A 14,773-nucleotide genomic window follows, 5' to 3' on the forward strand; every position below is an offset into this window, starting at 1 on the left:
CCCCGCCCGGCGCCCGCCACCCTCACGCCACAGCTTGTCCATGCTCAGTCAACTTGGCACTCTTAGGTTCCGGAATCGCGCGACCCCGTCGCCGTACCGGCCGCGGGGCGGTCACCACCCCCTGGAGTGACAAGTGGAACGTCGAACCTTCCTGCGCGGCGCGGTCATCGGCGGCTCGGCCGCCGCGCTCGGCGGCACCCTGTGGCGCGGCGCGGCCTACGCGGACCCCGCCCAGCCCGGCGCCGGGCCCTACGGCGCGCTCGGTCCCGCCGACGCCAACGGCATCCGGCTGCCCCAGGGATTCAGCAGCCGGATGATCGCCAGGTCCGGCGAGAAGGTCACCGGCACCGACTACACCTGGCACAACGCCCCCGATGGCGGCGCCTGTTACGCGGACGGCGAGGGCTGGATCTACGTATCCAACTCGGAGATCAGCCCCGGCGGCGGCGCGGGCGCCGTGAAGTTCTCCGCGGCGGGCGCCGTCACGGGCGCGTACCGCATCCTGGCGGACACCCGCGTCAACTGCGCGGGCGGCAAGACCCCGTGGAACACCTGGCTCTCCTGCGAGGAGGTGGACCGCGGCTATGTCTACGAGACCGACCCGTGGGGGGTCGACGCCGCGGTGCGCCGGGACGCGATGGGACGGTTCAAGCACGAGGCGGCCGCCGCCGACCCCGTACGGAAGACGATCTACCTCACCGAGGACGTCAGCGACGGCTGCTTCTACCGCTTCACGCCCACCACTTGGGGCGACCTGTCGGCCGGACGCCTTGAGGTCCTGACCGAGACCACCAAGGGCAAGGGCAAGAACAAGACCACGGTGATCGGCTGGGCCGAGGTGCCCGACCCCAGCGGGGCATCCGGCTCGACCCGCACCCAGGTCCGTACCGCCAAGCACTTCAGCGGCGGCGAGGGCTGTCACTACGCGGACGACACCTGCTGGTTCACGACCAAGGGCGACAACCGTGTCTGGCAGTACAACGCGGGCCCCGGAACCCTCGAACTCGCCTATGACGCCTCGCAGGTGAACGGCACCGCGCCGCTCACCGGGGTGGACAACATCACCGGCTCGGCCTCGGGCGACCTGTTCGTCGCCGAGGACGGCGGAAACATGGAGATCTGTCTGATCACCCCGGACGAGGTGGTCGCGCCCTTCCTCCGCATCACCGGCCAGTCCAACTCGGAGATCACCGGGCCCGCCTTCTCACCCGACGGCACCCGGCTGTACTTCTCCAGCCAGCGCGGCACCAGCGGCAGCTCGTCGGGCGGTATCACCTACGAGGTGACGGGCCCGTTCCGGGGCTGACTCCGCTCACTGCCCAGCAGCGCGGCCCCCAGCGGCGGGGGCGGGGGGAGCGGCGTCAGCGTGTGCAGCACGCTGACGCCGTCCCGGACCGTGACGAGCAGCCCCGCCTCCCGCAGCACCGTCGCGTGCTGGCTGGCCGACGCCGGGGAGACTCCGACGCGGCGGGCCAGTTCGCCGGTGGTGCAGCCGCCGTCCACGGACGCCAGCACCGTCGAGCGGGTGCGGCCGATGAGCCGCTCCAGCGGCCCGGCGCCCAGCGGCGTGCGCAGGGCGGCGGTCCTGCGCACCGGGTAGACCAGCACTGGCGGCAGCGTCGGGTCGACCAGCGTGACCGGGCGTAGCGCGCAGAAGTACGAGGGCACCAGGACCAGACCGCGCCCGCCGAGCCGCAGCTCCCGCGCCACGGGGTAGTCCGCCTCCAGCACCGGTGGCCGCCAGCGCAGCGCGGGCCGCAGCGCCGCCAACAGGCCTTCGGTGCCGCCGTCGAGCAGGGCGCGGGCGCACAGGGCACGGTCGGCGTCGACCTGGGCCCGGATGCGGTCCCAGTACGGGGCGACGGCGGCGGCGTGGTAGTCGCGCAGCGACTCGGCGAGCAGCCCGACCGCCTCGCGGTCACCGTCGGCGAGCGGGCGCAGCCAGTCGGGCGGGCCGCCCCGGTCTCCGTTCAGCAGCCGGATCTCGCGGGCCAGCCGGGTGTTCGGCGTGGTGCTGACCTGGTCGAGCGCGTCCTCGATGCCGCGCTGCGGTCCGGTGGGCGTGAGGAGGTCCGGGAAGTCCCCGCTGAGCGGTACGAGCGCACTGAGCACCCCGGCCGCGCGCCGCCCGCGCTCGGGCTGCGCGGTCAGTCGGCGGCGGGCACCGGCCCGCCAGCCGTCGAGATCCGCGGCCGCGGTGCGGTCCCGCATCCGGTGCAGGCTGAGCACCGTCTCCCACAGGAGGTGCGGACGGTCCACGACGCGTACCCGCGCGAGGTCGTCCGCCGTGAAGTGAATACGCAGCACCCTGACCCGTCCTCCCAGCTATTCGGCCTCCGCTGAAAAGCCTGGCGGTTCCTTGTCGCCCCCCGTCAGCATGATGGCAGCACGGCACGTACGGGGGTACGGGGGGAAACAAGGTGGGCACTGCGCTATGCGGTTCAGGGCGCACCGGGCCGATCGGCGTGTGCGTGGCAGTGATCACGGCGGCCCTGGTGAGCTGCGGTTCCACGGGGGGAGAGCCTGGCGCCAGGGCCGCCGCGACACGTTTCGCGGCGGCCGGTGAGTCGGCCGAACCGACGACTCGGGAGCGCGAAACACTGCGGTACGCGGAGGAATTGTTCACATCGGCATGCCTCAAAGGAAAAGGATTCAACTATTCCGTGAGCGCTCCAGGTGACACCCCGGTGCCGCCGCCCGAATTCCCGTACGGAATAGCCGATCTGGCCTGGGCCCGCGCCCACGGTTTCGGCTCCGCCCAGCGCCGGCTGGCCGACGCGGCCGCCCGCGAGGACCCCAACCGCCACTACCGGCACTGGCTCCCCGAGTCCACCCGCCGCGCCTACGACACCGCGCTCACCGGCTGCGTCACCGACGCCCGGCGCGCGCTCTACGGCGACCTTGAGCGGCGGCGGCGTACCACCGCGACCCTGGCCACACTGAAGAAGGCGTACCGCGCGAAGGTGTACGCGCACCGGGACTACCGCGCGGCCCTGGACGCCTGGTCGGCCTGTATGCGCGAGCGCGGCCACCAGGTCACCGACCCCGCGGTGCTCGCCGCGTACGCCCGCCGCTCACCGGCACCCGAGCGGCGCACCGCCGTGGCCAGCGCCGAGTGCGTCCGCGGTACGGGTCTGGCCCGCACCGGCCACCGCCTGGAGGCGACACTGCGGGCGCAGGCCTACGCCACGCACCCCGCGGACGTCACCGACCACGCCGCGCGCACCGAGTACGCCCTGTCCCGCGCACGGCGCACGATCGCCCGACTCGGCTAGGAGCGTGAGTCAGTAACGTGCAAGCGACTGGTTGGCCGTGGCGTGATCGATGGGATCGGTAGCGGTCGGCTTGCGGGCGCTTGTGAGGCCGTGCTCGGCGTCCTGTTCGTCGGGTGTTCGGCTTGGCAGGGGCCGGGAGGCCGGGCCGGTCAGCCGGCCAGGGCGGCGAGTCCGGTGGTTCCGGTGTGTCGGAAGATCTTGCGGAGGTTGTGGCAGGCGCTGAGTAGTCGCCACTCGCCGCGGGCTCCGTCCTCGCCGCGCAGGCGGAGTTGGCGGCCGTTCTGGCAGGTCATGATCTGTCCGAAGACGGGTTCGACGATGGCTTTGCGGCGGCGGTAGGCGGCCCGTCCGGGCTTGGTCCGCAGCTTGCGGGCCATGCGTTCCTTCAGGGTGGCGTTCGCCGGGATGCGTCCGCGTGGTGCGGGTGGGACCTGCTCGTCGTGGGCGAGGCGGCCGGTGGCCATGAACGTGTCGGTGCCGCGGGACAGTTGGCGTTCTCTCGCGGCTTCGAGGTTGGTCTCGGAGCAGTATCCGGCGTCGACCAGGGCCTGCTTGGGGTGGACGCCGGTGTTCGCCGCGGACTGGTCGAGCATGGTGGTGTAGTTCAGCGCGTCGGAGGCGTTGGCCGTCACGTCGGCGGCGGTGAGGACCTGGTGTTCCTCGTCGACGACGGCCTGGGCGTTGTAGGCCTGGATGTAGGCGCCTTTGCCGTTCTTCATGATCCGTGAGTCGGGGTCGGTGAAGTTGGCCTGGGCCTTGGGCTTGGGGCGGGCCCCGGCGGCGGCCTTGTCGCCGGCGTCGGCGACGGCCTGCTCGTCGTCGGTGCCCGCGCGCTCCTGGCGGCGGCGTTCCTTGTCCTGGGAGTGGGCGCGGGCCTTGTCGGCGGCTTCGGCCTCGATCTGCGCTCGGGCGGCCTGCAGTTTGGCCAGGCGCTTCTCGCGGCGGTCGGGTTCGGCGGGCAGGTCGGTCTCCTTGCCGTCGACACCGAAGGTCTGGTCCTCGGCCGCGTCGGTGGCCTCGGCGTCGGCCAGCAGGGCGGCGGCCCTGGCCTCGATGGCGGCGATCTCGGCCTCGACGCGTTCTTCCTTGTCGATCAGGCGGCCGTAGCTCATGGCCTTGTGCTTGGAGGCGCCTGCTTGGAGTTTCGTGCCGTCCAGGGCGACGCGGCCCATCTTGACCATGCCGAGCCTGGTCGCCAGGTGCAGGGACTGGGTGAACAGGTCGGCGAGTGCCTGAAGGTGGCGGCGGCGGAACCGCGATATCGACCGGAAGTCCGGGGCCTGGTCGGCGGCCAGACAGCGGAACGCGATGTCGTCGGCGCACCTGCGCTCGATCGCCCGCGAGGAGCGGACCCCGGTGGTGTAGCCGTAGATCAGCAACCGCACCATCAGCCGGGGATCATAGGGCGGGTAGCCGCGCTTCTCGGTGTAGTCGGCCCGGATCGCCGTCAGGTCCAGGACGTCGTCGACCAGGTCGGCGACGAACCGGGCGAGGTGGTCCTGGGGCAGCCAGTCGTCCAGCGACGGGGCAGCAGCAGGACCTGGTGCGGGTCGAACGCCCGGAACCGCTTGTCCACCGCCGCCGGACGACCCAGCGGCTGCCTCTTCTCGACCGGCTCGACCTCGAACAGCCCATCCCCACCACGCATACCGTCATCATCCCGCACGAATGATCACGAAATTCGGGCGGGTTGCCACCAGGCGATACCAGCTCAGACAGCTGCTGGCCGGAGCTGATGCGGCATGTTCCAGCCCTCGGCGAGTTTCGACGGATGCACGTTGTGTCCACCACCGAAGAACTCGCAGAACTTCATGATGAGCGGATCCCATCCGAGCGGGTCCACGTAGTGCGTCCCCGGGATGACCAGGTCTTCCTCGACGTGGGCACGAAGGACCTCGACCTGGAAGGCAGTGGCATGAGGAGCGGGACTGCCGAAGGGGTGAGTCGAGACGACCCTGCATTCCAGCTGGACCGGACATTCCGCGACCCGGGGCGCCCGGACCAGCTCCGATGCCTGCTCGGTCAGCTGTGCCGCCGAGAACTTGTCCGGCTCGTATCGGTAACCCTGCGCCGCCTTGTGGTCCGGCACGGCCGATTTCCCGGTGGTGAGCGCGATCCGGTCAACGGCGTCGACCATCGCCGATGACGGCAGGTTGAGCACGCACTCGCGTTCGCGCAACAGGTTCGCCGTCGTCTGGCCGCTGTTGCCGAGACCGAGCATGCAGGACTGACCCAGCCACCAGGCGGAGGACATCGGCGCGAGATTCGAAGTGCCGTCCTTGTTAAGCGAGCTGATCAGCACCACCGGAGTCCCGAAGTACAACACCTTGAGCCCGGGGACCACGTGCATTCGTTCGCCTTTCGTGGGATGCAACCTGAGGAGACTCGCCATGCGGTGCACGAGCCGTCGCCGACTCTCCCCGAGGCGCGCGCAGGCTGCTGGCGGCAATCGGACGTTGCGTTCTGGCAGGTCGGATCGATCACCTCGACTACGGACACCCAGCCGATTGCCCGTTACTGAGACACGCTCCTAGGGCGTGACAGAGGGGGCACCCCCGGGCACGTAGGGGCGCCCGCGGCGGATCTTCCGGGCCCGGCACTGTCCCTCCCGGTGCAGGAGGCAGCTGCCGCAAGCGGTAAGCGGCACCTGGTCGTCGCCGCGGTGCCCGATGGCCGCGACGAACCGGTGCGAGCGGCACATGAAGCACTCTCCGGACCGCCAGGGATAGCGGGCCAGGATCTCGGGCGGGGTGATCCGGTAGCTCGCGGTGCGGGATGCTGCGGTGTCCGGCAGCCAGGCGGGGCGCTCGGGCGGGATGCCGGCGCCCGGCGTGCTGCTGGTCAACTTCGTTCCTGCGCTTCTCGTTCAAGGGGCCGCCCGCCGTCCTCGGGAGGAAACGGCGGGCGGCCGGTCGATGGCCGCGGCTACTCGGCGCTGCCGGGCCAGGCAGTGGTGTCGAGTCGGTCCGCGTACGCGCGCACGTCATCGAGCTGCACGGCCAGGGCGTCGACCAGGGCGTGCCACCGAGACGGAACGCGCCCTCGATACCGCCGAGTCCGCGCTCGCCGAGACCGGTGGGACGCCATCGCCCGACTGGGTGGCGTGGGTTGACCGGGACGAGCTGCGCATCATGAGCGGTCGGTGTTGGACGGAACTGCGCCGCCCCCTTCGTGCGGTTCCTGCCCTGGAGGCCGCGCTCGCCGGGTACGACGACACCCACGCACGGGATAAGAGCCTCTATCTCTCCTGGCTGGCCGAGTCCTACCTGGACGCGGGCGAAGTCGAGCAGGCCGCCGCCGTCACCAGCCGCGCCCTGGACCTCGCCACCGGGGTGGCGTCCGTCCGCCCAAGGCGGCGCCTGGCCCCGGTGCTGGGACGCCTCGGTGGCTATCGCGCGGTGCCCGCGGTCGCCGGAGTCCTCGAGAGGGCACGTGCCTGACGCGTTACCCCGTCGAGTCGGGCGCCGTGGTCGTGGCCACCCACCGGAGGTACGCCTCCGACCCCGCCACGATCGGCACCGCCGAGACCTCCGGGTTCGTCCACGGATGATGTTTCAACAGGTGCGACTCCACATGCCCGTACCGCTCGGCGCTGGTCTTCAACAGGAGCTGCCACTCCTCGCCCGTACCGAACTCACCCTTGTGCCAAAAGGCGGAGACGACGGGGCCGATGATCTGTGCCCCGGCCACAAGTCGGCTCATCACCACCGACCGAGCCAGCTCCACCGCCTGCTCCTGGGTCTCCGTCGCTGTGGACACCTGAAGGTGGTCAGCCATGCCCGCGACCCTATCGCCGGAGCATGACCACCGGAATGCCACCTGGCACCCAGGGCACGAGGAGGGGGGCACCCCCGCACAGGGTGCCCCCTCTCTGTGGACCGGGGCCGTCACCGATCGGTGAGGGTCGGGGACCAGCGACGGCCCCGGAGTTCAGTGGGTCGGACGGATCAGGCAGGTCAGCGGCTGTCGCTGCCCTTCGCCTCGGCGGCCGCGCGGCCCGCCTCCAGGCGCGCCACCGGAATCCGGAACGGCGAGCAGGAGACGTAGTCGAGCCCCACCTCGTGGAAGAAGTGCACCGACTCCGGGTCGCCGCCGTGCTCACCGCAGACACCGAGCTTGAGGTCGGGGCGGGTCGCCCGGCCGTCCCGTACGGCGTTGCGGACCAGCGAGCCGACGCCGTCCTTGTCGATGGTCTCGAACGGCGAGACCCCGAAGATGCCCTTCTCCAGGTACGCGGTGAAGAACGAGGCCTCCACGTCGTCGCGGCTGAAGCCCCACACCGTCTGGGTCAGGTCGTTGGTGCCGAAGGAGAAGAACTCCGCGGCCTCGGCGATCTGTCCGGCGGTCAGCGCGGCGCGCGGCAGCTCGATCATGGTGCCGAGCGCCAGCTTGAGGTCGACGCCGGTGGCCTGCTGGACCTCGGCGATGACCTGCTCGGCCTCGTCCCGGACGATCTCCAGCTCCTGGACCGTGCCGACCAGCGGAATCATGATCTCGGCGCGCGGGTCGCCCTTGGCGTTGGCCCGCTCGGCCGCGGCCTCGGCGATCGCCCGTACCTGCATGGTGAACAGGCCGGGGATGACCAGGCCGAGGCGGACACCACGCAGACCCAGCATCGGGTTCTGCTCGTGCAGCCGGTGCACGGCCTGGAGGAGGCGCAGGTCGTTCTCGTTGGGGTCCCGGCGGGACTCGGCGAGCGCGACCCGTACCGACAGCTCGGTGATGTCGGGCAGGAACTCGTGCAGCGGCGGGTCGAGCAGCCGTACGGTGACGGGCAGTCCGTCCATCGCCTCGAAGAGCTCGACGAAGTCCTTCTTCTGCAGCGGAAGCAGGGCCTTCAGGGCCTCTTCGCGCTCGTCCTCGGTGTCGGCGAGGATCAGCTTCTCGACCATCTCGCGGCGCTCGCCGAGGAACATGTGCTCGGTGCGGCACAGGCCGATGCCCTGGGCCCCGAACCGGCGGGCGCGCAGCGCGTCCTCGGCGTTGTCGGCGTTGGCCCGTACCCGCAGGCGGCGTACTCGGTCCGCGTACGCCATGATCCGGTGCACGGCCTGGACCAGCTCGTTGGCGTCGTCGGCGCCCGCGTGCATCCGGCCCTCGAAGTACTCGACGACCGGCGACGGTACGACCGGGACCTCACCGGCGTACACCTTGCCGGAGGAGCCGTCGATCGAGACGGTGTCGCCCTCTTCGACGACGATCCCGTCGTGGGTGGTCATCCGGCGCCGCTTGGTGTCGACTTCGAGGTCCTCGGCGCCGCAGACACAGGTCTTGCCCATGCCGCGCGCCACGACCGCGGCGTGCGAGGTCTTGCCGCCGCGCGAGGTGAGGATGCCCTCGGCGGCGATCATGCCGTCCAGGTCGTCGGGGTTGGTCTCGCGGCGGATCAGGATGACCTTCTCGCCCGAGCGCGACCACTTGATGGCGGTGTACGAGTCGAAGACCGCCTTGCCCACGGCGGCGCCCGGCGACGCGGCGATACCGCGGCCGATCTTCTCGACCTTGGCGGTGTCGTCGAAGCGCGGGAACATCAGCTGCGCCAGCTGCGCGCCGTTGACGCGCTGCAGCGCCTCGGCCTCGTCGATCAGGCCCTGGTCAACGAGCTGGGTGGCGATGCGGAAGGCGGCGGCCGCGGTGCGCTTGCCGACGCGGGTCTGCAGCATCCACAGCTGACCGCGCTCGATGGTGAACTCGATGTCGCACAGGTCCTTGTAGTGCGTCTCGAGCGTCTCCATGATCTGCATCAGCTCGGTGTACGACTTCTTGTCGATGCCCTCGAGGTCGGCGAGCGGCACCGTGTTGCGGATACCGGCGACGACGTCCTCGCCCTGGGCGTTCTGCAGGTAGTCGCCGTAGACGCCCTGCTGGCCGCTGGCCGGGTCACGGGTGAAGGCGACACCGGTGCCGGAGTCGGGGCCGAGGTTGCCGAAGACCATGGAGCAGATGTTGACGGCCGTGCCGAGGTCGCCGGGGATGCGCTCCTGGCGGCGGTAGAGCTTGGCACGGTCGGTGTTCCACGAGTCGAAGACGGAGCGGATCGCCAGGTCGAGCTGCTCGCGCGGCTCCTGCGGGAAGTCCCGTCCGGCCTGCTGCGAGACGATCTTCTTGAACTGCTTGACCAGCTTCTTGAGGTCGGCGGCCGCGAGGTCGATGTCGCTGGTGACCTTCTTGGCGTGCTTGGCGTCTTCGAGGGCCTCCTCGAAGAGGTCGCCGTCCACGCCGAGCACCGTCTTGCCGAACATCTGGATGAGGCGACGGTACGAGTCCCAGGCGAAGCGCTCGTCGCCGGACTGCTTGGTCAGCCCGACCACCGACTTGTCGGAGAGGCCGATGTTCAAAACGGTGTCCATCATGCCCGGCATCGAGAACTTCGCACCGGAGCGTACGGATACCAGCAGCGGGTCGCCCGCCTGGCCGAGCTTCTTGCCCATCTTCTGCTCAAGAGCGTCCAGATGAGCGCTCACCTCGTCCCGCAGGGCCGCGGGCTCCTCGCCGCTGGCGAGGTACTCCTTGCAGGCCTCGGTGGTGATGGTGAAGCCGGGAGGCACCGGGAGACCCAGGTTGGTCATCTCGGCGAGGTTCGCGCCCTTACCGCCGAGGAGGTCCTTGAGGTCGCGGTTGCCCTCGGTGAAGTCGTAGACGAACTTCACTGCGTGGCGATCTTTGTTTTCCGACACGGGTCTCGACTCCTCGAGGACTCGGTGGCTGCCCTGACGGCGAGGAATCTACCCAGATCGAAGGCGTCTGGGTACGGCCACTTGTGGGTCATGCGGCCGTAACCACCCGTCCGCCAGCAGATCGAAAGTGACTGCACGGTAATGAGAACCTGCATCCTGCCTTCATTACCTGAAGAGTCAACCCTCGTAGACCTGGGGTTTTGCTCAAATGAGCGGCATGAACTCACATGTGAATTCACTTCTTGAACACAAAAGGGGTGGCACCGGGTGCCACCCCTTGAGGAAGTACAGCCACCCCAATACCGCTCATCTGAGCGAGACCCCTATCAGGGGTGGCGAGAATCACGCTGTTTGAAGCGGCGGGATTTCACCATCCGGACCGCCGCGCGGACCGACACACGCCGGTCACCCCCGCGTCACACACCCAGCGCCGCGAGCCGCTCCTCCGCCCGCTCCGGCGCGTAGAGGTGCTCCACGACCATCGCACCCGCTCCGACCAGCGCGGACCGCTCGCCGAGCCGCCCGGTGACCACCTCCAGATGAGCGGTGGAGCGCGGCAGGGCCCGCTGGTACAGCGGCTCGCGCACCCCGGTGAGGAAGGGCGTTCCGGCCAGATCCCCGGCGATCATCAGCACCCCGGGGTTGAGCAGGGTGACCACGGTGGCCAGCACCTCGCCCACCCTGCGGCCCGCCTCACGGGCAAGACCCAGGGCCTCGGGGTGACCCGCCGCCAGCAGCTCCCGCACATCTGAGCCCGACGCGACGGGCTCACCCGCGGCTGTCCGCGCCCCCATCGCGGCCAGCCGCTGGGCGAGCGCCCGCCCACCGGCCACAGCGGCCAGGCAGCCGTACGAGCCGCAACGGCACAGCGCGTCCGCCCCCTCCGGCACCCGGATATGGCCGATGTCCCCCGCTCCCCCGTCTATCCCCCGGTAGATCGAGCCATCCACGATGACCCCGGCGCCGATGCCGGTGGAGACCTTGACCAGCACGAAGGCCGAGCAGTGCGGGTAGTGGGTGCGCTGCTCGCCGTACGCCNGCGGCGACATCAGTGGCGTACGAGGCGGCGGGGCAGGGGCGGGAGACACACCCGACGGGCTCTTCGTCCGCGACGCCCGGCATCTGAGCCGGTGGCAGCTGACCGCGGACGGCGCCGCGCCGGAGGTGCTCGCCCCCGCCGAGTACGCCGACGGCGACGAGGGCGTGCTGCGCTGCGTCCTGGTGCCGCGCGGCGGGCGCCAGGAGCCGCCCGCGTACACGCTCTTCCGGGAGCAGGCCGTGGCCGACGGTGCGCTGGTGGAGGCGCTGCGGGTGGTGTCCAACCGGCAGCTGCCCACGACCGTACGGATCGCGGTGACCGTGGACGTCGACTTCACCGACCAGTTCGAGCTGCGCTCCGACCACCGCACCTACGCCAAGACGGGCGCCGTCCGCGCACGTGAAGTCCTGGACGACGGGGTCGAGTTCAGCTACCGGCGAGGCGACTGGCAGTCCCGTACGACGGTCACGGCCGAGCCCGCGCCGGACGGGGTCGAGGAGACCGGCACCGGTGCCCGCACGCTCGTGTGGACCCTGGAGCTTCCCGCGCACGGCCACGCCTGTGTGCACCTGTGTGCCACGGCCCACCCGCACGGCGCCCAGCTGCCGCCCGCGCCCGCCTCGCCCGCCGACGCCTCCGTCCGCCTCGCGCAGGCCACCGGCGCGTTCGCGGCCGGTGTCCCGCTGCCCACCCGCTGGCCCGAGCTGGCCGCGGCCTGCACCCGGGGCCTGGCCGACCTGGCCGTCCTGCGGGTGCCCGCGCACGGCCCGGACGGCGAGGAGCTGCGGGTACCGGCCGCCGGGGTCCCCTGGTTCCTGGCACTCCTGGGCCGCGACGCGCTCCTGGCCTCCCTCTTCGCCCTCCCCTACCGCCCCGAACTGGCCGCCGCGACACTCCCCGTGCTGGCCGCGACCCAGGCCAGCGGATCCACCGAGGGCGCGGTCGCCCAGCCGGGCAAGGTCGTACACGAGGTACGGCACGGCGAACTGGCACACTTCGACCAGGTCCCGTACGGCCGCTACTACGGCTCGGTCGACGCCACACCCCTGTTCCTCGTCCTGCTGGGCGCCTATACGGAACAGACCGGCGACCCCGCGATGGCCCGCCGCCTCGAACCGCACGCCCGCGCCGCGGTCGGCTGGATGCTGGACCACGGCGGGCTGACCTCGCGCGGCTACCTCGTCTACCGCGCCGACGAGGGCGGCCTCGCCAACCAGAACTGGAAGGACTCCCCCGGCGCGATCTGCTCGGCCGACGGCAGCCGCGCGACCGGCCCGGTGACGGCGGCCGGTGCCCAGGGGTACGCGTACGACGCACTGCGCCGCACGGCGGCCCTGGCCCGTACGGTCTGGGACGACACGGCCTACGCGGAGCTGCTCGAACAGACCGCGACCGACCTGCGCGACCGCTTCCAGCGCGACTTCTGGATGCCGTCCCGCTCGTTCCCCGCGCTCGCCCTGGACGGCGACGGCCACCAACTGGACGCGCTCGCGTCGGACGCGGGGCATCTGCTGTGGTCGGGGTTGCTCGACAAGGAGTACGGCGAAGTGGTCGGCCGTCGGCTCCTCGAACCGGACTTCTTCTCGGGGTGGGGTGTCCGTACGATCGCGGCAGGCCAGGGCGCCTACCACCCGCTCTCCTACCACCGGGGGTCGGTGTGGCCGCATGACAACGCGCTGATCGCGTTGGGGCTCGCGCGGTACGGGCTGCATGACGAGGCGCGGGTGGTGGCGCAGGCACTGCTGGCCGCGGCGACGGCCTTCGGTCACCGGCTGCCGGAGGTACTGGCCGGGTACGCCCGCTCGTCGCACCCGACGCCGGTGCCGTATCCGCACGCGTGCGTGCGGGAGTCCCGTTCTGCGGCGGCGCCGTTGGCGTTGCTGACGGCGGTGGGTGGCGGTTAGGGCGTTTTCTCCCCCACCCCGCCCCTTCCCGAAAGTCCTCAAGCGCCGGACGGGCTGAAGATTCGGGAAGGGGCGGGATCGGGGAAGCTCAGTCGCTGACCGGCACCCGACCGTCCACGGTCGCACACCCCCGCAGCACCCCGAGGTCCACCTCCTCCAAGCTGGCCGCGAACACCCGCGCCGGCGACCGTGGCACCGGCAGCAGCGACGGCACCACCAGCACCCCGCACCCCGCCGCCTCAGCGGACGCGGTGCCGTCCGGCGAGTCCTCGACCGCTACGCACGCGGCGGGCGCGGCACCGAAGCGGGCCGCCGCGGCGGCGTACGGATCGGGGTGCGGCTTGGTTCGTACGGTGTCGTCCGCCGACAGCGTGAACGCGAACGGCACATCCGCCAGCGCACCTTCGACCACCGAGTCGACCACCACCCGCGGCGACGCACTCACCAGTGCGAACGGCACCCGGTGCCGCTCCAGCGAGGCCAGCAACCGCCGCGCGCCGGGCCGCAGTGGCGCCCCCGCCTCGACCCGTCGGAAGAAGCCGGCGGTCAGCGCGTCAGCCACGGCGGAGAGGTCAGGCACCCCGGCAGCCGCCCGTACGAGGTGTGCGGCCGTGTCCGAGACCGCCCGCCCGACCACCTCGCCCGCGTCCGCATCGGACAGCGCGTACCCGAGGCCGGAGGCGACCTCCGTGGTCGTCTCCCACCACAGGACCTCGGTGTCCACCAGTGTGCCGTCCATGTCGAAGAGCACGGCGGCGGGCAGCACCCCCACGCTCACGAAGCCGCCGCCGCGACGACGAGCACCGGCTGCTGAGCCAGGCCCACCGTGGCGCGCACCCCCGGGGTCAGCTCCCCCGCCTCCCGCGACGCCAGGTCCGCCTTGACCGACACACCGCCCGGCAGGTCCAGCAGCACCCGGGTGACCGAGCCGAAGAAGGACGCCGAGACGACGGTCGCGTCACCGTCGGGGGACGCGGTCGCGGTGACGTTCTCGGGCCGTACGAGGACTTCGACGTCCCCGGCGCCCTGCGGGGCTTCTCCGTCCACGGGCAGCTCGACACCCGCCACCGCCACAAGCCCGGACTCCGTCATCCGGCCGGGCAGCCGGTTCATGGTGCCGACGAACTCGGCGACGAAGGCCGTCGCGGGCCGCTCGTACAGCTCGGACGGCGTCGCGCACTGCTCCAGCTTCCCGGCGTTGAGTACGGCCACCCGGTCCGCCATGGACAGCGCCTCCTCCTGGTCGTGCGTCACGAAGATCGTCGTGATGCCGAGCGAGAGCTGGAGGCGCCTGATCTCCTCGCGCAGCGTGAGCCGCACCTTGGCGTCGAGCGCGGACAGCGGCTCGTCCAGGAGCAGGACGCGCGGCTGGAGGGCGAGCGCGCGGGCCAGCGCGACGCGCTGCTGCTGGCCGCCGGACATCTGGTGCGGGTAGCGGTCGCCGTGCTCGGGGAGGCCGACCAGGTCCAGGAGTTCGGCGGCGCGGGCGGCGCGCTCGGCGGCGGGGACCTTGCGGACGCGCATGCCGAAGGCGACGTTGTCGCGGGCGCTGAGGTTGGGGAAGAGGCTGTACGACTGGAAGACCATGCCCGCGTCGCGCCGGTTGGCCGGTACCCGGGTGATGTCCGCGCCGTCGACCAGGACTTCACCCGCGTCCGGTGTCTCGAAGCCCGCGATGACCCGTAGCGCGGTGGTCTTGCCGCAGCCGGACGGGCCGAGCAGGGCGAGGAGTTCGCCGGGCTCGACGGTGAGGTCCAGGCCGTCGAGCGCGACGACCCCGGAGCCGAACTCCCGGCGCAGGCCGCGGAACTCGACGCGGGCGCCACCGCCGCCGGTCGCGGCGGCCCGCTCCTTCGTCTCTGTTGCTGTTGCCGACAT

General features: G+C 71.4%; 11 protein-coding genes and 2 pseudogenes. 4 read left to right on the plus strand and 9 right to left on the minus strand.

Annotated features, from left to right (window positions below):
* The first annotated feature begins 133 nt into the window (after positions 1-133).
* Positions 134-1,306 carry an alkaline phosphatase PhoX gene (locus U9R90_RS27910; RefSeq protein ID WP_411059446.1) on the plus strand — a complete coding sequence of 391 codons (1,173 nt, stop codon included), beginning with the start codon at positions 134-136 and terminating at the stop codon, positions 1,304-1,306.
* Here U9R90_RS27910 and U9R90_RS27915 read toward each other — a convergent pair.
* The gene (locus U9R90_RS27915; RefSeq protein ID WP_411059447.1) at positions 1,276-2,307 is read right to left on the minus strand and encodes a helix-turn-helix domain-containing protein; all 1,032 of its coding nucleotides are present in this window, start codon (positions 2,305-2,307) and stop codon (positions 1,276-1,278) included. The two genes, U9R90_RS27910 and U9R90_RS27915, sit on opposite strands and share 31 nt — an antisense overlap.
* A gap of 356 nt (positions 2,308-2,663) precedes the next feature.
* Here U9R90_RS27915 and U9R90_RS27920 point away from each other — a divergent pair, with 356 nt between their 5' ends.
* A complete protein-coding gene (locus U9R90_RS27920) occupies positions 2,664-3,275 on the plus strand; it encodes a hypothetical protein (protein ID WP_411059448.1) in 612 nt (203 codons plus the stop codon).
* 149 nt (positions 3,276-3,424) lie between these two features.
* On the opposite strand, the pseudogene U9R90_RS27925 reads toward U9R90_RS27920, so the two are convergent.
* The 3 genes and pseudogenes from U9R90_RS27925 to U9R90_RS27935 all read right to left on the minus strand — a co-directional run bounded on the left by U9R90_RS27925 (position 3,425) and on the right by U9R90_RS27935 (position 6,120).
* A pseudogene (locus U9R90_RS27925) lies at positions 3,425-4,905 on the minus strand (IS1182 family transposase).
* A gap of 81 nt (positions 4,906-4,986) precedes the next feature.
* Positions 4,987-5,625 carry a flavin reductase family protein gene (locus U9R90_RS27930; RefSeq protein ID WP_411059821.1) on the minus strand — a complete coding sequence of 213 codons (639 nt, stop codon included), beginning with the start codon at positions 5,623-5,625 and terminating at the stop codon, positions 4,987-4,989.
* Between the two features lie 180 nt (positions 5,626-5,805).
* Entirely contained in the window at positions 5,806-6,120 is a 315-nt protein-coding gene (locus tag U9R90_RS27935) for a hypothetical protein (RefSeq protein ID WP_411059449.1), read from the minus strand.
* Positions 6,121-6,406: 286 nt separating this feature from the next.
* Here U9R90_RS27935 and U9R90_RS27940 point away from each other — a divergent pair, with 286 nt between their 5' ends.
* Entirely contained in the window at positions 6,407-6,715 is a 309-nt protein-coding gene (locus U9R90_RS27940) for a hypothetical protein (protein ID WP_411059450.1), read from the plus strand.
* 4 nt (positions 6,716-6,719) lie between these two features.
* On the opposite strand, the gene cutA is transcribed toward U9R90_RS27940, so the two are convergent.
* From cutA to U9R90_RS27955, 3 genes and pseudogenes are all read right to left on the minus strand, one after another.
* On the minus strand, positions 6,720-7,052 hold the full coding sequence (gene cutA / locus U9R90_RS27945; RefSeq protein ID WP_411059451.1) for a divalent-cation tolerance protein CutA: 333 nt from the start codon (positions 7,050-7,052) through the stop codon (positions 6,720-6,722).
* A 179-nt stretch (positions 7,053-7,231) separates the two neighbouring features.
* On the minus strand, positions 7,232-9,952 hold the full coding sequence (ppdK, locus tag U9R90_RS27950) for a pyruvate, phosphate dikinase (RefSeq protein WP_411059452.1): 2,721 nt from the start codon (positions 9,950-9,952) through the stop codon (positions 7,232-7,234).
* A gap of 416 nt (positions 9,953-10,368) precedes the next feature.
* Positions 10,369-10,989 (minus strand): annotated as a pseudogene (locus tag U9R90_RS27955) (ROK family protein); the annotation flags it as partial.
* Here U9R90_RS27955 and U9R90_RS27960 point away from each other — a divergent pair.
* The gene (locus U9R90_RS27960; RefSeq protein ID WP_411059453.1) at positions 10,970-12,895 is read left to right on the plus strand and encodes a glycogen debranching N-terminal domain-containing protein; all 1,926 of its coding nucleotides are present in this window, start codon (positions 10,970-10,972) and stop codon (positions 12,893-12,895) included. The pseudogene U9R90_RS27955 and the gene U9R90_RS27960 sit on opposite strands and share 20 nt — an antisense overlap.
* Before the next feature lie 88 nt (positions 12,896-12,983).
* Here the strand turns inward: U9R90_RS27960 and U9R90_RS27965 are convergent, their stop codons facing one another.
* Positions 12,984-13,634 carry an HAD family hydrolase gene (locus U9R90_RS27965; protein WP_411059822.1) on the minus strand — a complete coding sequence of 217 codons (651 nt, stop codon included), beginning with the start codon at positions 13,632-13,634 and terminating at the stop codon, positions 12,984-12,986.
* A gap of 35 nt (positions 13,635-13,669) precedes the next feature.
* Complete coding sequence (locus U9R90_RS27970; protein ID WP_411059454.1) at positions 13,670-14,773, minus strand: ABC transporter ATP-binding protein; 1,104 nt, start codon at positions 14,771-14,773, stop codon at positions 13,670-13,672.

Source organism: Streptomyces sp. E11-3 (genome assembly GCF_046540415.1).
Lineage (GTDB): Bacteria > Actinomycetota > Actinomycetes > Streptomycetales > Streptomycetaceae > Streptomyces.